Here is a 21,458-nt window from a genome sequence, read left to right on the forward strand (position 1 = left end):
GTGGCCCGGTGGCTGTCAGACGGTCATCCGATCGATCGGCCGGTCGGCGCCGCGGGAGCGGGTCAGCGCCCGGCGGCCGAGGAGCACGGCGCCCAGCCCCAGCGGGATGGCGACGATGGCGCCGACGAGCCCGTTGCCGGTGCCGGGACCGCCGCTGGAAGTGACTCCAGCGCGCCGTTGACCGCCCGGGCCGCTACGGCGTCTCGTCGCCCAGGACTTCGCGGGCCAGCTCCTTGAGCGCCTTGCGGTCCTGCGCGAGGGCCTGCTTCCCGGCCTCGGTCGCCCGGAGCGCCGGACCGGCCGTCGACCACCCGCTGCTGTCTTGAAACCGGCGAGTGGAGGCAGGGTGGCGGGCCGAAGCCCGACCGGCGAAGCGCTTTCGGCCGCTTGGCATATTCGGGAGCGGAAGTGAACATTTCTCAGCTTTAAACGGGTGATTGACACCCCTTTGATCTGATCTGCAGGTGTGAAGGGGTAGGGCTGATTCCGGCCCGTATGGGAACCGAGTTGGCGGGCACGCGGCGCCGCTTTGTGTGTCTCTTGTGGCAGCTTGTGCGTCGCCTGTGACCGCTGGGGTCACAGTTTCTGACTTCCTGTGGGGGGAAGCTGATGCATTCGCGTGCTGCGCGCACGCCGTCTCGGCGTGCCCGGAGATCACCCAGATCGCTCTCACCGCCGCCATCACCACAGCGGCCTTACTCGTGGCCGCCGCACCCGCTGTGGCGGCCCCGTCCGAACCGGAACTGCCCAAGCAGGAAAGCCCGTGGACCAGCCCGACGAGGGTCGACGTCCCGGTCACGCCGACGGGCGTGACGAAGGCGCCGGACTCCCATGCGGAGACCGAGGTGTCGTCCGAGGTCGCCGCCTGGCGGGCGGCGCAGAAGGCCCGGACCACCGGCACGACGGCCACGGCCGACGGACGCAATGCCAGCGGCCGGGCGGCGATCCCGTTTCTGCCCGAGGGCCAGGGCCAGGTTCCCTGGCACCGCATTCTCGACACCCGCCTGAACGACGCGACCGTGGCCCGGGTGAACCTGTCCAACGGCAACCTGATGCTGGCCGCCACCGACTTCGACATTGCCGGCGTCGGTCACAAACTCCAACTCACCCGGACGTACAACAGCCTCGAAGCCCCCTGGGGCAAGGTGTCCCAGCGCTGGTGGCAGGGCTACGAGAGCTACCTCCAGGTCAACGACGGCGAGGTGGACGTCTTCGACGCCACCGGCGACCTGCTGCGGTTCACCGAGAAGACCGGCGGCGGCTACACCACCCCCAGCGGCTACTCCAAGGACCTCACCAAGAACGCGGACGGCACCTACACCCTGACCGACCGTAAGTCCGGCAGCCGCGACACCTACGACGCCGGCGGCACCCTGACCAAGGTCACGGACAAGAACAAGGGCACGATCACCGTCGACCAGCACGACGACGGCACCGAGCACAAGGGCTTCAAGCTCACCGAGACCCGCTCCGGCCGCTGGATCGACCTGGTCAAGACCGACGCCTCCCAGTGGCAGGCCAAGGACCACACCGGCCGCACCGCCGTCTTCGACCTGGACGCGCACGGCAATCTGGCCAAGGTGACCGACACCGCGGGCAAGTCGACGGTCTACGAGTACGACGGCGACGGCCGGGTGGCGAAGGTGACGACCCCGGAGGGCACGGTCACCGTCTTCACCTACGACGGCCAGAACCGCGTCACCTCGATGCTGCGGGCCACCGAGTCCACAAGCAGCGGCCCCACCGGGCCGACCTGGCGCTACGACTACTCGGCTGCCACCCCGAAGGACGCGGGCACGACCACGGTCACCGACCCGGACGGCGACAAGACGGTCTACACGCACAACGCGGCCGGCGAGGTCACCAAGGTCACCGACCCGCTCCAGCACTCCCGTCACGCCAAGTACACCAATCATCTGGTGCAGTCGGCCACGGACGCGATGGGGACCGGCGCGGACGGCACCGGCGGCAACACCACCACCTACGGCTGGGACGCCCGCAACAACGCCATCTCCGCCAAGCTCCCCCTGGGGGCCACGGCGTCCGTGACCGAGTACCAGACCATCGCGGGCACCGATCTCCCGAACGACTTCACCAGCGCGGACGGGCGCAAGGACGCGTTCAAGTACGACACCAACGGCAACACCATGTCGGTGACCACGTCGGGCACCGCGGGCGGCGAGCGCACCTACACCTACAACAAGGCCACCCCGACGTGCGGCGGTTTCGAGGGCCAGCGCTGCACGGCGACGGTGAAGGTGTCCGACACCAAGTCGTCGAAGACGTCCTTCACCTACGACGCCAAGGGCAACCTGTCCAAGGTCACCCCACCCGCCCCGCTGGGGGAGACGACCTACACCTACGACGCACTCGGCCGTGTCGAGACGGTGACGGACGGCCGCGGCATCAAGACCGTGTACGTATACGACACGCGTGACCGGGTGCGGAAGGTGTCCTCGACAAATGCGACCATCACCTTCGACTACGACGGCGACGGCAACCTCAAGTCCCGCACCGATGCCTCCGGCACCACCGGCTGGGATTACGACGAGCTCAACCGCGAGCGCGTGCGCACCCTGCAGAGCGGTGCGCAGGCCGTCCTCGCGTACACGCCGGGCGGTGACGTCGACTACTACACCGACCCGACCGGCAAGACGGACTACACCTGGGACAAGGCCGGCCGCCTGGACTACCTGACCGACCCGGCCGGCAAGAAGACCGACTTCGACTACGACGACAACGACAAGCGCACCAAGACCGTCTACCCCGGCGGTACCACCCAGTCCGTCGGCATCGACGAGGACGGGCGCCCCAAGACGGTCAAGACCACATCCGGTACGACGACGCTGGTCGACCTGGGCTACAGCTACGCCAACGCGGGCAAGGACACCACCAAGATCCGCACTCGCACCGACAACCTCACCAAGCTGAAGACCACCTACCAGTACGACACCCAGGACCGGCTCCGGTACGCCCTCGAAACTGACTCCGCCGGTGCCCGCGCGGCCTCCTGGCTGTACTGCTGGGACCAGGCCGGCAACCTCACCACCCAGGACGGCACCGCTTCCACCTGCCCCGCCACCGCCACCTGGACCTACAACGACGCACTCGAGCTGACCGCGCAGAACGGCTCCACGACCGGCTGGTCCTACGACAAGCTCGGCAACGAGACCGCCGGCGGCCGCACCGCCACCACCCGCCGCACCAGCGAGACCTGGACCGATTACAGCCAGCTGTCCGGCCTGACCGCGAACGGCTCGACCTACGACTTGGTGCACGCGGGAACCGACAACTCCGAGCGCACCAAGCTGGGTTCGACGTGGTTCCACCACACGGCACTCGGGCTGGCATCCACGACCACCGGTGGCGTCGACACCGGATTCATCCGGGAACCGGCGGGCACGTTGAACTCCATGACAACTGGGGGGAAGTCCTACTACTACCTCACCGACGGCACGGGGAACGTGCTCGGCCTGGTCGACGACGCGGGCAAGCGCACACACACCTACGCCTACGGTCCGACGGGCCTGCCGCGCACGACACCGACCGAGGCGGTCCCCCAGCCGTTCCGCTACAGCGGCGCCTACCTGGACCCGACGGGCCTGTACAAGATGGGCGCCCGCTACTACGACCCCCAGCTCGGCCGCTTCACCCAGCCCGACCCCTCGGGCCAGGAAACCAACCCCTACCTGTACGCGGGCGGCGACCCCATCAACAAAGCCGACCCGTCAGGACTTCTCAGCATCGGAGGCGTCCTTGAAGGACTCGGGAAGGGAAGCGACCTGATCAATACAGGAATCGCCGCTTTTCAGGGCGACAGCCGTGCGGCGTGGGCGAGCGTTGCCGGCTGGGCCGTCGGCACCGCAGCCGGACTCACATGCGGAGCGCTGACTGCCGGAACAGGAGTGGGAGCGGCAGCGGCTCCGGCCGTGTGCGCCGGTGTCGGTTTCTACGCCGGTGAAATCGTCTCAGGCGCCATCAAGGGCGACTGACCTGCTGGTGAGAGGGGGCACAGCCCTCTCACCGGTACTACGGATACGGAGGAATGAGCATGGGGCCGGAGAGCTTCACCCACGCCGACAGAACCCGTAGGAACCTGAGGTGGGCGACCATTGCCAGTGTCCCCTGTGTCTTGTTCCTGATCTACCTGATAGTGGCACAAGGGATGACCGAAGCTTGGGTCGGTCTGGTCATCCTGGGCGGACTCTGGGCGCTTGTAGCTTGGCGCTTCAAGGGGGTCGGCAGTAAAGGCCTGCCTCCTCAACGCTGAGACCGTGTTGCCGACCCTACGCGCGCTGAAGTGGTCACCGACGACCTGGCCGCCGTCCAGCGGTGCCGTGGGAGCTGTCCTTCAGGAGCACCCCGCCTACCGGTAGCGCGGCGGGCGGGGTGCTCCCGCCGCGAACTGCGCGTCGGTCTGCCTTCAGTTTCGGTCGGCCCACAGTGCGGCCTTCAGCGCTCGTGCCTGCCGGCGCCAGAACTCCCGCGAGATTTCGGCCTTGGGCAGCACGAGGTCGAAGCCGTGGAAGGCGCCGGGGATGACGTCGAGGTCGCAGGGGACGCCGCTGTCGCTGAGCCGGCGCGCGTAGGCGACGTCTTCGTCGTGGAAGAGGTCGAGGGTGCCGACGCCGATCCAGGCCGGAGGAAGACCGGTGAGGTCCTCGCGGCGGGCTGCGGCCGCGTACGGGGAGACGCCCGGGCCGGCGACGGCGTCGCCGAGGTAGGACGACCAGCCGTAGCGGTTGCTCTTGGGCGTCCAGAGGCGCACCTTGAGGGTGTCAAGGTCGGTTCTCGTCGTCGTGCGGTCGTCCAGCATGGGGTAGAGGAGCAGTTGGAACACGGGGCGGATCTCGGCCCGGTCGTGGGCGAGCAGGGCGAGGGCGGCGGCGAGTCCGCCGCCCGCGCTGGCACCGCCGATCGCGATGCGGTCGATGTCGATGTGCAGGTCGCTCGCTCGTTCGACAAGGCCGCGCAGTGCGGCGTAGGCGTCCTCGACCGCGGCGGGCGCGGGATGGTCAGGGCCCAGCCGGTAGCGGACCGCGGCGACGGTGATGCCGAGCTCGCGGGCGAAGGCGATGTTCGTACGGTCGTCCTGCTCGGGAGCTCCGAAGATCAGCCCGCCTCCGTGGATCCAGAGCAGCGCCGGAGCCGCTGTCTTCAGGCCGGTGGGCTGGAAGACGCGCAGCGAGACGGACGGTGCGCCCTGGGGCCCGGGCACGACGATCTCCTGGACCGTGACGTCCGGACCTGGATCGGTCGCGCGCCACTTCACGCTCCGCACCAGGCGCGACGACAGACGTCCGTAGGACACGTTGGGGAGGAAGCGACCTCGTTTGAGATCGGGGTGGAAGGCACTCATCGGGTCCTCGTTCTTTCCCCTCGTCGAGGGGGTGTGGAATCGTCTGCCACCCGGCGGGTGGTCGGCGTCGGGATTGGGGACGGTTGTGAAGCCGGTGCGACACCGACGAGGGAGGGCCGGCGCGCGCTGCGTGAGACTCTCGCGGACGGGATCGGGCAGTGAGACGTCGGTATCACCCGTTGCCCACTTCTCGACGGCGTCCGTAGCGCGGCGGATACGCCGGCGTGCGGATCGTGCGACTGCTCCTGATCGGTAACGCGGATGGCCTGTTCAGTTGTGCTGCTCGGCATCCAGCAGTGCCAGGGCGTTGCGGATGCCCTGTTCGAGGAGTTGGTCGGCGAGTTGCCGGTCGGTCAGGGCGCGGGAGAGTTGCAGTGTCCCGGCCAGCATGCCGAGGAGGCCAAGTGCCTTCAGGCGCGCCGAGGGCGGGTCGTGGGGTGCAAGGCGGGCGGCGAAGCCGTCGATGAGGACGAGCGCGCCGTCGGTGTAGGCCTGCCTGGTGGGATCGGTGGAGCGTGCGATCTCCTCGAGCAGGGCGGCGTTGGGGCAGCCGTCCTCCATGTTGTCGCGCTGCTCGGGGGAGAAGTACCAGCGCACGATCTGTTCGAGGCCGGCGCGGCCGGGTGCCGCCTGGGCGACGATGTTCTCGTGCTGGGTGCGCATCTGGTCGGCGACCGCGGTGGTGACGAGTTCGTCCTTGGAGGGGAAGTAGGCGTAGAAGGTGCCGTTGGTCAGGCCCGCGTCCTTCATGAGCGTGGCGACTCCGGAGCCGTCGATGCCGTTGCGCTTGAGCCGGCGGCCGGCCGTCGCGATGATCCGCTGCCGGGTCTCCTGCTTGTGCTCTTTGGTGTACCGCACGATGTGTTCCTTCATGGCAGCCGGGGTTTGCGCCCCGGGCTGCCGTCCTGGTCGGGTCGGTGTGCCGCGCGTGCGAGGAGAGCGGGCAGGCAGGGCCGGACGGCACCTTTGAACTCGCTCGCCTGACCGGGGCGCCGGTCGGACGTGACGACGGTGGCGTAGCGGCTGCGGTGGTCGGGTGGACGCAAGCCGAACCCGCAGGGCGTCTCTCACCGCCGAGTCGACGACCGCACCAGCGGCCAGCTGAATCTGCTTCACTCGCGAAGGTCATCTGTGCCGCGCCGACGGGAGAGCGGCCTGTTTCCCTCTTCGGCTCCCCGAACCAGCGGCGGCGAACGCGTCTCGTCTGCAGAGGGTGCGCCGTCTGAGACCTTTTGGGTATGAGGCGCCGTACAGGTCACATAACGTCGTCCAGCGCGGCCGAATCCGTCAGCTGCGCGGCCAGATCTCAGCCGGGGAGCTTGTTGGTCTTGCGGATCTGTCCGTCGAAGACCCCGGCGGGAAGGATGCGGTGCGCCGCGCTGACGAGCCGGGCTTGCCGGCCGGCGGTGTAGCGCACCTTCGGCTTCGAGTGGGTGGCGGCGGCGACGATCGCCTTCGCGACGACGTCGGGCTCGTCACCGTCCTCGTTGACCGCCACCGCCAGCTTGTCGGCGATGCGCCGCTGCTCGGCGTAGATGTGCATGGGCATGTCTGGTGCGACGGTGTTCGCCTCGAAGGCGGATTTGGTGCCGCCCGGCTGGACGATGAGGGCCCGGACTCCGTGCTCGCGGATCTCGTGGTCCAGGGACTCGGTGTACCCCTCGAGCGCGTGCTTGGACGCCGAGTAGGTGGCCATGTAGGGCGCGGGGAGGAACCCGAGGACGGACGAGATGTTGATGATGCGCCCGCTTCCCTGGGCGCGCATGTGCGGGAGAACTGCCTTGGTCATGCGCATCACACCGAAGACGTTGATGTTGAAGAGGCGCTGGGCCTGCGTGAGGGAGTTCTCCTCGGCGGCGCCCGAGGAGCCGATGCCCGCGTTGTTGACGAGGACGTCGATCCGCCCGAATCGCTCGATCACCTGCTCGACCGCGGCAGCGACCGAATCGTCGCTGCCCACGTCGAGGGCGAGGAACGTCACGCCGTCGCGACGGTCGGCTCCCGACGTCTTCCGGCTCGTTCCCACCGTCTCGAAACCCGCTGCGGCGAGCGCGAGGGCGGCCGCCTTTCCGATTCCGGTGGACGCACCTGTCACGAGTGCCACCGGCCGAGTTGTCGCCATCACAAGCTCCCTTGGTTTTGAAGTACGCTCGTATGTCTTACGTTCGTATGTCTAATGCGCGTACGACCATATGGTGGTCGTCGGTCGATGGCAAGTGGTCGCGTCCGGTGATTCGAGAAAGATCTATGAAGGTGGGGTGCGGTACGGGAAGGATCACGAGCAGACGACGAGCCGGAATTCCTGGGTACCGAACTCGAGGGGGCCGCCCAGGGCGTCACGCGCCGCTGAGCCGCGACCGCACCAGCGGCCCGCTGAATCTGCTTCACTCGCGAAGGTCATCTGTGCCGCGCCGACGGGAGAGCGGCCTGTTTCCCTCTTCGGCTCCCCGAACTAGCGGCGGCGAACGCGTCTCGTCCACGGAGGGCGCGTCGCCTGAGACATCTTGGGTCTGCGACACCCGTGCAGGTCACATGACGCCATCTTCGTCTCCGGTGATGTGGCCCCAGTCTCAAGCGATCTGGCCGATCAGCCTCTGGATCTCAGGCGATCGGGTTCAGCGGCAGAGTTCCATCATGGTGTCGTCGAAGTCGGGGAACTCTCGCATGGCCTGCTCAATCACGACAGCTGCTGCCGCGCGATGGAGTGGAGCGAATTGTTCCGCGATGGCGGCCAGTTCGCGGTTGGGGTGTGGGACCCAGTCGGGCTCGGGCTCGTATGAGGTGGCTGCTTCCCATGGGCCGAAGCCGTCGGCCAGCAACCACAGGAAGGAGCCCAGGTCGCGGGCGACGACGCCTGTCTCTCCTTCGGAGCCGAGGAAGACGACGGGCTGCTCGGTCAGTGCTCGACCTGGGTGGATCAGCCAGAACGCGGCAAATCCGCCGGTGCCATCTTGGCCGAACACGCGGAAGGCGTCGCCGTTCAGCTCTCCGTTGCCGGTCCACGCCCGGAACCAGTCGGTTGTCTCATCGGCAGTCAGGAAAGCCTCGAAGGGCTCGAAGTCGACATCGTCTTCGCCGATGCGGTCGAGCCGGACCGCCATGGCAGCGGCAAGTGGGGCAGGGAACTGGCGGTCATCCGTCGGCGTCACGCGAACAGATGTACAGCATGCGGCGGCTGATGCGATGCTGCATCCGCGTGTTGTGGCGAGCCCGGCTCGGGTTGCCGATGTACTCGGCCAGTTGCCCGCGTGCACCTTCGCCTCGATTGTCCTTCTCGATGCGCTCGACAAGCCGCCGGTAGGTGGTCTCTACGTCCGCATGATCCACCGCCAGGGACGCGATAGCGGGCCGCAGGAGCTGCTGGATGTCGACGTCAGTGGGCCAGGCCCCCGTCCTTGCACAGGTCGCTGAGCTGACCTGCGGAGATTCCGCCGCCGAGTCCATGCGGCGGGACTGCGACGAGAGGGGGATGGCTGAATTCCGCGACCAGGACGGGATCGCAGCAGCGCGGGGTTCCTGCGACAGCTGGTGCAGAATGAGGCCGGAACACGGGGGCCGGGCCTGCGGTCCCGAACGCGAGTGGGGGGAAGCGTGTCGCGCTGGAAGGAACTGCCCGCAGAACTGCATCCACACGTCCACCAGTTGGTCGTGCGACTGCGCAGGCTGAAGGACCACAGCGAACTGAGCACGCGGCAACTGGCCGCGAAGACGGGGTACAGCGCGAAGTCGTGGCAGCGATATCTGAACGGCAGGTCTCTGCCCCCGCGGGCGGCCGTCGAGGAGATGGCCCGCGTCGGCGGTGACGATCCGGCCCGGCTGCTGGTGATGCACGAGATCGCCGCCCAACGTTGGGCGGAGGGACGGGCGGCTACCACCGACGCCGCCGAGAGCTTCGCCGCGGCACCGGCACACACCCCCACGGAGCAGCAGCCGTACGGGCGCCACCTGCGCGCCGCGGTCACGGCGGGAGCCGTGGTCACGGTGCTGTCCGTCTCCGCGGCACTCCTGCTGGCCATGCGGCTCACCGAGGCCCGTGCCCAGCTCGCGGACCGCAGCGATGCTGTCGCGACGGCCCCGGCCACCGTGTCGGAGTCGCTGGTGCCAGTCATCTACACCTGCCGCCTTGAGCAGCGTGACGGCCGCTGGTACGCGGGCCTGAGCCGGACCGCGGACATCCTCCTGTCCAACACCCACGTCGGGCTCGAAGTTGCCGAGGCGCAGTGCCTGCTGCGCCGGGCGGGCACTGCGCCGGGGGAGATCGACGGCATCTTCGGCCCGAAGACGCGACGAGCGGTCGAGCGCATGCAGAAGCGGAACGGGCTGGTCGTGAACGGAGTCATCGACCCGCCCACCTGGCAGGCCCTACGGGAGGCCGATCCGAAGTGAGCCCGGAACACACTCGGCTGGTCGCGGCGATGCGGGAGCTGCGGGCCGGCGCGGGGCTGAGCCTGGCGGCGCTGGCGGAGCGGACGGCGTACAGCAAGTCCTCGTGGGAGCGTTACCTCAACGGAAAGAGCCTGCCTCCTCGCCAGGCCGTACGTGAGCTGTGCCGGCTCGCGAACGAACCGGACGGGCGGCTGCTGGCCCTGTGGGAGATCGCCGAGTCGCACTGGAGCGGACGCGCGGTGGCCCTCGCACCCACTCCTCCCGCGGACGAGTCGCCGTGGCCACATCCTCAGGAGTCGCCGCCGCCCGCCGGGACTGGGCGGCGGCGACTTGGCGGGAGCAGGCTGCTGGTGGTGCTGGCGTCGGCGTACACCGTGATCGTCGGTGGTGTTGCGGTCCTGCTGTTCTTCCTGTTGCCGGACTCGGAGGCTCAGCAGGCCGAGCCGCTACCGGCCTCCGTGCCGTTCTCCCTCGCTCCCCAGTGCCACGGAGCCGCCTGCGAGGGCCGGGACCCGATGCGCCTGATCTGCGGCATCGGCCCCGACACCCTCGCCTCGTATCGCACGGCCACCGGCGCCCACGTCGAGCTGCGCCACAGCAAGAAGTGCGGTGCGAGCTGGGTCCGGACCTGGGGGACCGAGATCGGCGACCGGGTGGACGTCACGGCAGGCGGCCCGACCCACGGCGTGCACATCAGGAACAAGGACGACGCGGCAACCTTCGTCTATACCGAGATGACCGAGGTCCGTCCCGGTAGCACCGTCCGGGCCTGCTTCCGGCCCGCGTCGGCCGACGGCGAACGGGAGTGCTTCGAGGCCCGGGTGGGCGAGGACGCCACCACGGCCCGGCCGCCCTCACCTCAGTAGCGTCAGCCCCTTGGGCGCCTCGATGCCGAAGTCCTCCGTCGGCACACGACGGGCCTCCCCTCGTCCGTCAGCTTCAGCTTCAGCTCGGTGACCGTGCAGTCGGCGCGGGTGTGACGTCTCAGGCTGACGTGCTGGGCATTCTCAGTTCGATCTTGCGAATGACCCCAGCGACACACCCGCGGCATCCGCGAGCTGCTGCTGCGTCATCTTCGGGCACTTCGGGCACTTGACGCTGCGGCAGTAGGTGATCCGGCTGCCTACTCCGCCGCCCTGGGCGTGTCGGGCATGCGGGCCCGGCGAGAAGTCCCGGCTGATCTACCGGCCCCGCTTCCACCTCCTCCTCACAGGAGCACGCGAGCCAGGGCTCGTCCAGCCGCTTGAAGCACAGTCCCTCCACCCTGGCCGCCGTCCACGACAGCCACTCCCGCGCCCCGGCCGGGTCGGTCGTCGACGGGCACAGCACCCACGGCGCGGTCAGGCCGCGCTCCGCGAACAGCGTCTCCCAGGCCGCACGTCGCCGGGCGTACGGCCAGCCAGTCAGGTCGTCCCTTCGACGGACCGGGTCGAAGGCCACGAAGGGCGCCGGCCACTCCGGCGCCGCCTGAGCGGCAGTGCCCCGCGCCGGGCGAGCCGCTGCTGCAGCCGCTCGAACGCCAGCCGGTCCCACTCCCACACCACCAGCTCGCGGTGGCCGTCGGCGTGCCGGTGCTGGAGTAGCCGTGGACGTTCTACTGCAGGATGCCGGCGGTGCGGGCGGCGGCCAGCCAGTCCGGGAATTCTTGCAGTAGCTGGTCGAAGAGTTGGTGGTTTGGGATTCTGTGCGGGGTGCGGCCGGCGTGGAAGTAGCCTGCGTTGTCGACGATGCGGCGGGCCGGGACGGCGAGAGTGTCCATCTTGCGCAGGAAGGCGAACTCGTTGTCGTCGGGGTCGCCGAAGCCGATGAACTGCCAGAACAGGGGAAGGCGAGCGGCCTTGCACAAGTAGCGTTCGGCAGCGAACTTGCTGGTGGGGCCGCCGTCGGTTTGGAAGATGACCAGGGCGGGGCAATGGCTGCCGGATTCCATGTAGTGGTCGATGACCTCGTCCATGGCCCAGTGATAGTTGGTGCGTCCCATGTGACCGAGGTTTTCGTGCAGTTTGTTGATTCGGCCGCGGTATCCGCTGAGCGTCAGGTCCGTGGATCCGTCGACGTCGGTAGAGAAGAACACCACAGGAACGGTGCTGTCGTCATCGAGGTGAGCCGACAGCGACAGAACCTGCTCAGCCAGGTGCTGCATGGTGCCGTCTCGGTAGTAGGGCCGCATCGACCCGGAGCGGTCCAGCACGAGATAGACCGCCGCCTGCACGTCCTGCAGCCCATGCGTGCGCACGCTGGTACCCGCCGCCTTGTACAGACTGATCAGATCAGGTGCCCTCTCCTGCATCTTGGTCAGACTGATGGCCGTGGCGCGCTCAATGCCGTTCGTCGAGATCACTCCTCCATGGTGGTGCCCTGAGCTTCCGAGCAGGTGCAGCGGCGTCTTGCTATGGGACTGCCGAGAGTGCGCTTGGTCTGATTGACCGGAGAGTAACGGGTGGCGAGGCGCCGGGGTGGGGGGTACGCGAGCGAGCGTCCCCCTGCAGAAGTCAGGCTGAGTGCGGGCCTGTGCAGGAGGACGGTCTCGCGTGAGGGCGGGGGATGGCGTTGCTGCCGACTGTGCCCAGGCATCATCCCGCCGTCGCGCGCTCCTTGGACGGTGCTCGTCGTGCTGTCGGGGCGTCCAGTGGGACCACGACGGTGGTGTAGAAGCGGTGCACGGCGTCGTCGACGCTGCGGATGAAGCCGGACTCGGCGTTGCCGCGGCCGCTTCCCATGCTCTTGAGCAGGGACAGGCGGAACCCCGTGATCCGGGCGCCGTTGTCCTTGGGGAGCAGGTCCGCCGGTTCGGGGCGGAGCCGCTCCAATGTCCCGCGCGGGCCTCCGACTTCGCTGTCGAGGAGGGTTTCGACGTGCAGGTCTGCCGGTGCCTCGGCCAGGCGTCGGACGAGTCGCTTGGCCCAGCTCAGGGGGTAGCCCTGCTCGCGGTCTGGGATTTCGATGGACGTGCGCAGTTTGCCGGTGCGCAGGTCGGCGCTGATGGCCAGGACGCCGGGTTTGCCGTCGATGCGCAGCTCCGCCTGAAGTCGTCCGTCGAGGCAGAGCTGGTCGGCGAGCCGGTTCCGGCGTTCCCTGGGGTCTGTTCCACGCTTGGCGCGCTGAACGGGCAGTACCTTCTGTCCGAGTTCGCCGCCCAGCCTGAGGCAGACCTGGCGGATGAGCCGCTCCCAGCTCTCGACCACCTCCAGCGCCTGTGCATCACCCTGGCAGAGAGTTTCGTCGTCGATCCCGTTGCGCACGGGGACCCAGGCGGGGCCCATGTTCTGAAAGCCGTGGCAGCCAGAGTTCTCGTGCTGCAGGTAGTGCAGCAGTTCCTGGAGAAGCCAGGCGTGCGCCGCGTTGCTCACTCCCTCGTGCCGGATCAACATCTGCGCCTGGTAGGCGACTTCGGCCCAGGACAGATGCCAGAGGGCCACTTTGTGCTTGCGCCGCTTGTCGATTTTGACGTCGACGAGCGGACTTCCCTCCAGCGCGACATCGTTCGTCAGCGTGATCACGGCCTCGTAACCGCGGCGCGCGGCGATGTCCATGTACGCCTGCACCTGGTCGGCCTTGAGCGCGTTGCCGTTGGTCTTCGTCTCGACCAGCGCGGTCCACAACTTGCCGGCCCGCTCCACGCGGATCACCCCGTCCGGGCGCCGCGGACTGTCACCATGAGGCAGGGAGACCTCGGTGAAAGTCTCCATGCGGCCCGCCGGAGCCCCGAACCCGGCGGTGAGTCTCCTGCTGAACTCCGGAACCTGCGCCATCACCGCCAGCAGCACCGAGGTGGCGCGCATCTCACGGTCCCGGTCGCTCTTGAGCATCGAGACCGGGAAAAGCCTGGCCTGCTTCCAGGAGTCGTTCTCCGCCAGAGTTCTTTTGACCGTCTTGGGAAGGGTGACCTTCCTCTTCGCGGTGCGAGGACGAGTGGCGGACTTCTTCGACTCCACGACCTCGTCCCCAGGCCCACGAGGAGCAGGGATGGCCTCCAGCGTCACAGGAGGGGCCGGCTCTTCGATCGGTGCCGGACCCGTCACATCCGTCTGCACGTCGCCTTCGGTGCCGTCGAGTGCCGCCTCCGCCTGCGCCTGCGCGGCCGCGTCGTCCTCGATATCGACTCCGAAGTCCGCCGCCAGCCCGGCAAGACCGGTTTCGTATCCCTGCCCGACGGCACGGAACTTCCATTCCTCTCCCCGCCGGTACAGCTCACCGAAAATGACCGCCGTCACGGAGTCGGCATCATCGACGGCGAACCGCAGGAGGCTCTCACCGGCCGCGTCGGCCAACGTGATCCGCACGTCGTCCAACTCACCGAAGCGGGCTGCGTCGTACCTGCTCGCGGCGACGACGATCCGGCCGATCTCGGACGGCACCGCCGTGAGGTCAAAGCTGATGCGGTCCTCGCTGCCGTCCGCCGTCGGCGTCTTGCCCAGAAGCTGCACGCTTCCATCTACGGCCACCGGATGGTTGTAGAAGTAGAAGTCGTTGTCGCTGCGCACCTTGCCGGTCGCGTCCAGCAGCAGGACCGACACATCCGCGTCGCCGTCGCCGGTAGGGCTGATCCAATCCAGACTGACGATCACTGAACCAACACTGTCGCTCAGGTCCGACAGGGCCACATTCGAACCCTTGATCATGTCCTGCACAAAGCCCCCCACGGCGCACCTTGGGCATGCGGAGAATCCCGCCCCCATCCGTCCTTACGCGACACCGAGTCACGAGTCACGCAAGAAAACTGTAATACGCACAGAGCTCAATGGTGGAGGTTCTGTGTAGGCGGGTGTACACCAGAGGAGCCCGGCGCTTTCCCGTTCAGCAACGTTGGTTGATGAGCCATCAGCCCGGCCACGGCACCAACCGCAGCCCTGCTGCTGGAGGACCACGTACCGGAGAGCCCGCCGACGGATGGTCCGCAGGGGGAGGCAGACAGTCAGGTTCTGCGATTTCGCAGGGGGGCGACGCTGCAGATGTCCCGGGGCCTGGGTGGAGGATCACGTTCCGGGACGGAGGGGGCGTTCCTGACTCGGGTCACGTTTCTGGCCGCGGTCCGTCTCGGCCCGGCGGACCCGGACGCGCAGGGCCTCGAGATGGATGCCGAGGTCCCGCGCTTCATGCGCGACGGGTCGGCCGGTGAGAGGCCGGGGCACAGTCGCAGGCAGAAGGACTCGACCGCAGCGCCCCGGCTTCTGTCGGTCTGCGCGCCCGCCCTGTGGCAAGGGCGTCGCCGGGCGTCAGATGGCCCCTGTCACTGCGGCGTGTAGTTCGGGTACGCCGGTGGTGCGCGGGTGCCGCTCGGCGAGCTCGGTGACGATGTGGCGGATCGCGGGCCGGTCGCGGACCTCGCCGGGGCTGGCCCAGTAGGCGTCCAACAGGGTGCGGGCCGTCCGCTCGGGCCGTTGCCAGGCCCACCAGGCGCGCGCCATGCCGGTGCCCGGGCGGGCCTTGCGCTCGGCGGTCGGGAACTGCTCGGGGCCTGAGGTTCTTCCCGGCGTCCAGGGCGGCGCCGGCGTCGCCGAGTGCCCAGTGCACGACGACCGCGTACAGGTCGACGGCGGCCGGGCTGATGGCGAAGAGGCGGCCCAGTGGAGCGGCGTGGGGCAGTCGGCGGGCGGCGCGGCGGGCCTCCTCGGTCATCGCCAGGGCCTCGCTGCGCTGCCCGGCTCGGGCGGCGGTGTAGGCCACGGTGCAGAGCATCTGCGTGTAGGCGGCGGCCGCGGCCTCGGTGCGCAGCCCGCTCGCCTCGAGGCCGTCGGTTGCCGAGGACATCAGGCGTTGAGCGGCGCAGTGTTGGTCCTGGTGGCGCAGCACGAGGCCAGTTCCCGTGCTGCGGCCGCGGCTGCGAGCGGGGAGCCGGAGATCTCGGCCCAGGTGCGGGCGCGGTCCGCGGTGAGCCGGGCGCGGTCGTGGGAGCCGAGCTTGATGAGCACGGCGGAGGCGAGGCTGTTCACGGCGGACAGCCGGGCCTGGTCGAGGTTGCGGCGGGAGGCGACGGCGTGGTGCGCGTCGGCGATGAGGCCGGGCAGTGTGACCAGGAGCCGTGCGTGCCCGCCCTGGTCGTACCGTGCGCGGGCGCCGCCCAGGCGGCTGTCCAGCGGTCCGCTGCCACGGTGTGACCGTGCTCGGCGACGGTGCCTGCATCAGCACCGGTCTGATCGTCCCGCATCGCAAACGGCCCGGACGGGCACTGCTGAAGGGCGAGGAGGAGGACAACACCGCCCTCTGCAAAGTCCGCGCACGCGTCGAGCACGTCTTCTCCCGCACGACATGCACATCGTCCGCCGCGACCCCACCATCGCAGCGTTCACAGTCCTGCCCCGCCCGTGGACCGTCGAGCACACCCTGGGCTTGCTCACGAACCACCGCCGTCTGGCCCCTGAGAGGCGCTTCGGGGGGTAGTCGCTTGCCATGACTGTCTACGGGTTACACGCCTCGCACGAGCAGATCCCGCCCGCGGATCTGCTCGATGCCGTAGTACGTGCGGAACAGGCGGGCTTCACGGCCGCCATGTGCTCGGACCACTTCTCGCCGTGGAGTGTGCGCCAGGGGGAGTCCGGCTTCGCCTGGTCATGGCTCGGGGCCGCCCTCCAGGCCACCGACCAGATGCCGTTCGGCGTGGTGAACGCGCCCGGCCAGCGCTACCATCCCGCAGTCGTCGCCCAGGCGATCGCCACGCTCGCGTCCATGAACCCGGGCCGGTTCTGGGCGGCGCTCGGCACCGGAGAGGCGTCCAACGAGCACATCACCGGCGGGGGTTGGCCCCGTAAGGACGCCCGTACCCCGCGGCTGCGGGAGTGCGTCGACGTCATCCGGGCGCTGTTGCGGGGTGAGGAGGTCAGCCACGACGGGCTGGTGACCGTGGACCGGGCCCGGCTGTGGACGCTTCCGCCCGAGGTACCGCCCCTGATCGGAGCCGCGTGCAGTACCGCGACCGCGGCCTGGTGCGCCGAGTGGGCCGACGGTCTGATCACGGTCAACGGCCCGCGCGAACGCCTGCGCGAGATCGGCGCCGCGTACCGGGACGCGGGCGGCCGTGGGCCACTCCACCTCCAGGTGCACCTGAGCTGGGCGCCCGACGAGGACGAGGCCATGGCGCTCGCGCACGACCAGTGGCGGACCAACGTGCATGCGCCGCCGGTCAGTTGGGACCTGGACTCCGCGGAACTGTTCGACATCGTCAGTGAGCACGTCACTCCCGAGCAGGTGGCGCGCACGGTCGACGTCTCCAGCGACCTCGGCCGGCACGCCGCCCGGCTCCAGGAGTACGCCGACCTCGGCTTCGACGCGGTCATGCTCCACCACGTCGGCCGCGAACAGAGCGCGTTCATCGACGCGTTCGGGGCCGAGGTACTGCCGCAACTCCACGTGACCCGCCCGATCCCCGCCACGGCGAAGGAGTACCGATGCGTCTGACACGCACGTCCGACCTCTGGTGGAAGAACGCGGTGGTGTACTGCCTGGACGTCGAGACGTACCAGGACGGCAACGGTGACGGCATCGGTGACTTCGCCGGACTCACGCAGCGTATCGACCACCTGGTGCGGCTCGGCGTGACCTGCGTGTGGCTGATGCCCTTCTATCCGACGCGGGAGCGCGACGACGGCTACGACATCACGGACTTCTACGGGGTGGACCCACGCCTGGGCACCCTCGGCGACTTCGCCGAGTTCGTCCGCACCGCACGCGACCGCGGCATCCGCGTGATCGCCGACCTGGTCGTCAACCACACCTCCGTGGACCACCCCTGGTTCCGGGACGCCCGCTCCAGCCGGCACTCCGCCCACCGGGACTGGTACGTCTGGAGGGACGAGCCCCCCGAGGACGGCCCCCAGGGCGTGGTCTTCCCCGACGCGGAGGACAGCCTGTGGGAGTACGACGAGGGCAGCGGCCAGTACTATCTGCACCGCTTCTACAGGCAGCAGCCCGATCTCAACGTCGCCCACCCCGAGGTCCGCGACGAGATAGCCCGCATCATGGGGTTCTGGACGCAACTCGGGCTGTCCGGCTTCCGGGTCGACGCCGTGCCCTTCCTGCTGGAGACCGACGGACAGAGCGACGCGGGGGAGCTGCCCGACCCGCACGAGTACCTCGCCGACCTGCGTGCCTTCCTCGGCCGCCGCAACGGCGAGTCGGTCCTGCTCGGCGAGGTCAACCTGCCCTACGACGCCACCGCCCGCTTCTTCGGCGACCCTTCCTCCGACCGCGGCGACGAACTCACCATGTGCTTCGACTTCGTCGCGATGCAGCAGATGTACCTGTCGATGGCACGCCAGGACGCCCGGCCGCTGGCCGCCGCGCTACGAGACCGCCCCGCAGCGCCGCACGACGCCCACTGGGCCATGTTCGTGCGCAACCACGACGAACTCACCCTCGACAAGCTCAGCGACGACGAACGGGCCGAGGTGTTCGCGTCGTTCGGCCCGGACAAGGACATGCAACTGTACGACCGGGGGCTGCGTCGCAGGCTGCCGCCCATGGTCGACGGCGACCGGCGCCGCATCGAACTCGCCTACAGCCTGCTGTTCACCCTGCCGGGCACCCCTGTGCTCTTCTACGGCGAGGAGCTCGGCATGGGCGAGAACCTGGCCGCGGAGGGACGTCAGGCCGTTCGTACCCCGATGCAATGGACCCCGGAGAAGGGCGCGGGGTTCTCCACCGCAGAGCCGGAGGCCTTCCCCAACCCACTGGTGGAGGGCGCATTCGGACCCCAGAAGATCAACGTGTACGAGCAGAGCCGCGACCCCGGCTCACTGCTCAGCCGCATGCGTCTGTTCATCGAACGCTACCGGGAGGCACCCGAACTGGCCTGGGGCGAGCACCACCTGGTGGAGACGGGGGAGCGCGCGGTCCTGGCGCATCTCTGCCGCGCCGGCGACGGCACGGTGCTGGCCGTGCACAACTTCGCGGACCGGCCCCTCACCGTACGGCTGGAGCTGAGCGAGGCGGGAGCGGGCGGACGGTTGACCGACCTGCTCGACGAGGGACACAGCGGTTCCGGGGTGCCCGCCGACGGCTTGTTCCGCGTCGACCTGCCCGCCTACGGCTACCGGTGGCTCCGCGTCGGCACGCCGGCAGACGACCCCGAAAGGGTCGCTTGTGACTGAAGCTCCAGCGGGGCCGGCGCAGGTCGGCCCCTGTCGCCTGCTGTCAGGGGCGAAGGCCGGGACGGCACGGGCCGCAGTGGAACGGAGTCGGGTGACCGGCTGCGCGCCCGTCGGCGTAAGCCGCAGCGACGCGGCGAGGCCGCACGCTGTGGATCAGGCCCGCTCGCCGCCCGCCTCGGTCGGATGGTTTCCGGGGCCATGTCCGTGCCCGGCCAGCGGGGTCGGGGAGAGGTCGATGGGTTCCTCGCCCGCCTCCAGCAGCGTGTTCGCGGCGCCCACGATCAGCGGGTCCGGCTTGCTCACGGCCGTGTGGTCCTTGGCGGGGTAGTCACAGCGGTCGAGGAGGCTGCGCATCGCCTCGAGCCGACCGCGGCGCTTGTCGTTGTTCTTCACCACCGTCCACGGGGCGTGCGGCGTGTCCGTCGCACGGAACATGTCGACCTTGGCTGCGGTGTACGCGTCCCACAGGTCGAGCGAGGCGAGGTCGGTGGGGGAGAGTTTCCAGCGGCGTAGGGGATCGACCTGGCGGATCGCGAACCGGGTCCGCTGCTCGGTGCGGGAGACGGAGAACCAGAACTTGACCAGCAGGATGCCGTCCTTGGTCAGCATCTCCTCGAACAGCGGGGCCTGCTCAAGGAAGGCGCGGTACTCGGCCTCGGTGCAGAACCCCATCACGCGCTCGACACCGGCCCGGTTGTACCAGGAGCGGTCGAAGAAGACGATCTCACCACGGGACGGCAGGTGTGCCGCGTAGCGCTGGAAGTACCACTGCCCCGCTTCCCGCTCGGTCGGCTTCTCCAGCGCCACGACGCGGGCGCCGCGCGGGTTGAGCCGCTCGGTGAACCGCTGGATGGTGCCTCCCTTGCCGGCGGCGTCGCGGCCCTCGCACAGCACGATGATCCGCTGGCCGGTCTCTTTGACCCAGCGCTGCAACTTCAGCAGCTCGATCTGCAGGACGCGCTTGGTCCGCTCGTACTCGTACCGCTTGACCTGCTGGTCGTACGGATAGTTTTCCCGCCATGTGTCCACGGAGCTTCCGTCGGCGTCCAGGAGGATCGGTTTCTCCGGCCGGCGTTCGTCCACGCTGAGGCCGTCGAGCAGGCCCTCCTCGACCCGCGTCTCGTCGACCTCGTACGGTCGTGAGGCGTCGTCGTGCTGTGACATCACCCGTCTCCGATCAATCCCGGACACCGAGGTGGACGGTGCCCGCACGAGGCGCAGACGAACATGAGCCGCCGGCTACGCGCCGTCGTCGGGTCACCACGTCCACGTACAGCATTGCGGCACTCAGAATGGAAGGCGGCCGCGGGCCCGGCGTCCGGCGGAGCCGCTGCGGCCGAGAGCACGGGAGCTGGAGCTGAAGGGCTTGCTCAACAGCCGTCCCAGCGGGCCGGGTGCCTTGGCCCCGGCCCGCGAACCGGCTCCGAGACCACGCTGGGCACCGTTCTGCGGATGCCGGGACAGCCGAGGCACGAGAAAGGCCAGCACGGCAAGGACGACACACGCGGCGATGACTATGGCGATGACCATCATGGGCTCCTGGAGATCGAGGGCTTGCGCGCTCTTCCATCTGCTCAGACCGCGTGCCCCGCCCTGCGGTGATCACGCCGGATCGAGCGGTCTCGGCTGGGCTGAGCCGACGGATCGGGCGGCTGGTCGGTCCCTCATGTGGTCGGGCGGGCCGGGGCCGGGCCGTGGCCGTGGTTGTGGCCGGTGCCGGGCAGCCGTGGAGCGGCACGCACGGGGGCGGCCCCGAGACATGGTCCGGGCCGCCGCCCATGCCTGTCCGTCCTCGCGCTGATCAGCTCTGCTGCCGGCCCTGCCGGATGGCCTCGTCCGTCACGTCAGCCACCTGGCTTGCCGGTGGTGCCTCGGCGTCGACCTCGGTGCCGAAGTCGGAGTGATTCATCACCATGGTCACTTTGACCTGCTCAGGCCATGCGCTGGTGCCCGGCTCGGCGCTGGCGGAGGCAGAGGCGGAGGCGGAGCCTTGATCGTCATGTCGATCTGCTGGCGGCGCAGCCGACCGTCGTCATCGAGCCGGACGTGCATCGGCAGCGTCGGGCCGAGCTGCTCGCGCATCTGAGCGCCGCCCGGCAACCCGGCGACGTCCACCCAGACTCGGTAGTACGTTGTGTCGGCGCCGTCGATCTTCTCGGTACCGAGCTTGGTGACGTCCCTTGTCGTTGATCGCCTTGGCGTACGCGGCGGACTGGGCCGGATCGCCGATCTACTGGGCGCTCACGCCCTGCGACTGCACTGCCTTCTTCAGGTCGATCTTCATCCAGGTCTTGCCGCCCTGGCTTTCTGGCCGGGCACCGGGTCCGCAGTCTGGCGGGCTTTGTCGTAGATCCGGTCCACGCGCAGGACGCCGGCCGGCTGGCCGAGCCGTTTGAAGGGCTTCTGGACCACTCTGCCGCTGACAGGCGGGCCGGAGTCGTCGACTGCGGTGTTGCGGGTGACGAGGAGGTGAGGGTCGGAGCTGTCGGGCCATCGTCGGTGGCACCGAAGTTTGCGAACCGACCTCGACCGCGGCAAAGGCCACTCCCACCTGCGGACCGGCAACGCGCCCCGTGCGATGGCCACTTGGCGCAACCTCGCCACGCGAACGTTTGTCTTCCGCCATC

General features: G+C 69.0%; 16 protein-coding genes and 3 pseudogenes. 7 read left to right on the top strand and 12 right to left on the bottom strand.

All coding sequences use genetic code 11. The annotated features are described in order from the left end of the window. Positions 1–15: 15 nt before the first annotated feature. Together ACZ5XS_RS41115 and ACZ5XS_RS41120 are read right to left on the bottom strand one after the other, a co-directional pair. Positions 16–153: pseudogene (locus ACZ5XS_RS41115) on the bottom strand (DUF6223 family protein); the annotation flags it as partial. 40 nt (positions 154–193) lie between these two features. After that, positions 194–394, bottom strand: coding sequence for a hypothetical protein (locus tag ACZ5XS_RS41120; protein ID WP_468660362.1), 201 nt, complete (start codon positions 392–394; stop codon positions 194–196). A 307-nt stretch (positions 395–701) separates the two neighbouring features. Here ACZ5XS_RS41120 and ACZ5XS_RS41125 point away from each other — a divergent pair, with 307 nt between their 5' ends. Continuing rightward, positions 702–3,992 (top strand): RHS repeat-associated core domain-containing protein, encoded by a 3,291-nt coding sequence (locus ACZ5XS_RS41125; RefSeq protein WP_468660319.1) that lies wholly within the window; start codon positions 702–704, stop codon positions 3,990–3,992. Positions 3,993–4,423: 431 nt separating this feature from the next. Here the strand turns inward: ACZ5XS_RS41125 and ACZ5XS_RS41130 are convergent, their stop codons facing one another. The 5 genes from ACZ5XS_RS41130 to ACZ5XS_RS41150 form a co-directional block, all read right to left on the bottom strand. After that, positions 4,424–5,359 carry an alpha/beta hydrolase gene (locus ACZ5XS_RS41130; RefSeq protein WP_468660321.1) on the bottom strand — a complete coding sequence of 312 codons (936 nt, stop codon included), beginning with the start codon at positions 5,357–5,359 and terminating at the stop codon, positions 4,424–4,426. Between the two features lie 270 nt (positions 5,360–5,629). Continuing rightward, positions 5,630–6,220: a TetR/AcrR family transcriptional regulator gene (locus ACZ5XS_RS41135; protein WP_468660356.1), complete on the bottom strand. Its 591-nt coding sequence runs from the start codon at positions 6,218–6,220 to the stop codon at positions 5,630–5,632. 445 nt (positions 6,221–6,665) lie between these two features. Then, positions 6,666–7,481, bottom strand: a complete 816-nt coding sequence (locus tag ACZ5XS_RS41140; protein ID WP_468660323.1) for an oxidoreductase — start codon at positions 7,479–7,481, stop codon at positions 6,666–6,668. A 493-nt stretch (positions 7,482–7,974) separates the two neighbouring features. Continuing rightward, positions 7,975–8,508: an SMI1/KNR4 family protein gene (locus tag ACZ5XS_RS41145; protein ID WP_468660324.1), complete on the bottom strand. Its 534-nt coding sequence runs from the start codon at positions 8,506–8,508 to the stop codon at positions 7,975–7,977. Next, a complete protein-coding gene (locus tag ACZ5XS_RS41150; RefSeq protein ID WP_468660326.1) occupies positions 8,492–8,803 on the bottom strand; it encodes a hypothetical protein in 312 nt (103 codons plus the stop codon). The genes ACZ5XS_RS41145 and ACZ5XS_RS41150 overlap by 17 nt, the downstream gene beginning before the upstream one ends. Before the next feature lie 147 nt (positions 8,804–8,950). Here ACZ5XS_RS41150 and ACZ5XS_RS41155 point away from each other — a divergent pair, with 147 nt between their 5' ends. The 3 genes from ACZ5XS_RS41155 to ACZ5XS_RS41165 all read left to right on the top strand — a co-directional run bounded on the left by ACZ5XS_RS41155 (position 8,951) and on the right by ACZ5XS_RS41165 (position 11,216). Beyond that, positions 8,951–9,745 (top strand): peptidoglycan-binding protein, encoded by a 795-nt coding sequence (locus tag ACZ5XS_RS41155; protein ID WP_468660328.1) that lies wholly within the window; start codon positions 8,951–8,953, stop codon positions 9,743–9,745. Continuing rightward, a complete protein-coding gene (locus tag ACZ5XS_RS41160; protein ID WP_468660330.1) occupies positions 9,742–10,611 on the top strand; it encodes a helix-turn-helix domain-containing protein in 870 nt (289 codons plus the stop codon). The genes ACZ5XS_RS41155 and ACZ5XS_RS41160 overlap by 4 nt, the downstream gene beginning before the upstream one ends. Positions 10,612–10,988: 377 nt before the next feature. Next, positions 10,989–11,216 (top strand): hypothetical protein, encoded by a 228-nt coding sequence (locus ACZ5XS_RS41165; protein WP_468660332.1) that lies wholly within the window; start codon positions 10,989–10,991, stop codon positions 11,214–11,216. A 123-nt stretch (positions 11,217–11,339) separates the two neighbouring features. Here the strand turns inward: ACZ5XS_RS41165 and ACZ5XS_RS41170 are convergent, their stop codons facing one another. The 3 genes and pseudogenes from ACZ5XS_RS41170 to ACZ5XS_RS41180 all read right to left on the bottom strand — a co-directional run. Continuing rightward, a complete protein-coding gene (locus ACZ5XS_RS41170; RefSeq protein ID WP_468660358.1) occupies positions 11,340–12,035 on the bottom strand; it encodes a vWA domain-containing protein in 696 nt (231 codons plus the stop codon). Between the two features lie 283 nt (positions 12,036–12,318). Continuing rightward, the gene (locus ACZ5XS_RS41175; protein ID WP_468660360.1) at positions 12,319–14,367 is read right to left on the bottom strand and encodes a TerD family protein; all 2,049 of its coding nucleotides are present in this window, start codon (positions 14,365–14,367) and stop codon (positions 12,319–12,321) included. 594 nt (positions 14,368–14,961) lie between these two features. Further along, a pseudogene (locus tag ACZ5XS_RS41180) lies at positions 14,962–15,831 on the bottom strand (transcriptional regulator); the annotation flags it as partial. Between the two features lie 11 nt (positions 15,832–15,842). Between ACZ5XS_RS41180 and ACZ5XS_RS41185 the strand changes: the two are divergent. From ACZ5XS_RS41185 to ACZ5XS_RS41195, 3 genes and pseudogenes are all read left to right on the top strand, one after another. After that, a pseudogene (locus tag ACZ5XS_RS41185) lies at positions 15,843–15,989 on the top strand (IS5/IS1182 family transposase); the annotation flags it as partial. A 146-nt stretch (positions 15,990–16,135) separates the two neighbouring features. After that, positions 16,136–17,140: a TIGR03885 family FMN-dependent LLM class oxidoreductase gene (locus ACZ5XS_RS41190; protein WP_468660334.1), complete on the top strand. Its 1,005-nt coding sequence runs from the start codon at positions 16,136–16,138 to the stop codon at positions 17,138–17,140. Next, positions 17,131–18,831, top strand: coding sequence for an alpha-amylase family protein (locus ACZ5XS_RS41195; RefSeq protein WP_468660336.1), 1,701 nt, complete (start codon positions 17,131–17,133; stop codon positions 18,829–18,831). The genes ACZ5XS_RS41190 and ACZ5XS_RS41195 overlap by 10 nt, the downstream gene beginning before the upstream one ends. Before the next feature lie 153 nt (positions 18,832–18,984). On the opposite strand, the gene ppk2 is transcribed toward ACZ5XS_RS41195, so the two are convergent. Beyond that, positions 18,985–19,995, bottom strand: a complete 1,011-nt coding sequence (gene ppk2 / locus ACZ5XS_RS41200; RefSeq protein ID WP_468660338.1) for a polyphosphate kinase 2 — start codon at positions 19,993–19,995, stop codon at positions 18,985–18,987. Between the two features lie 123 nt (positions 19,996–20,118). Next, entirely contained in the window at positions 20,119–20,364 is a 246-nt protein-coding gene (locus tag ACZ5XS_RS41205; protein ID WP_468660340.1) for a DUF6411 family protein, read from the bottom strand. Positions 20,365–21,458: the final 1,094 nt, after the last annotated feature.

The sequence above is a fragment of the Streptomyces sp. NPDC033131 genome (genome assembly GCF_055578365.1).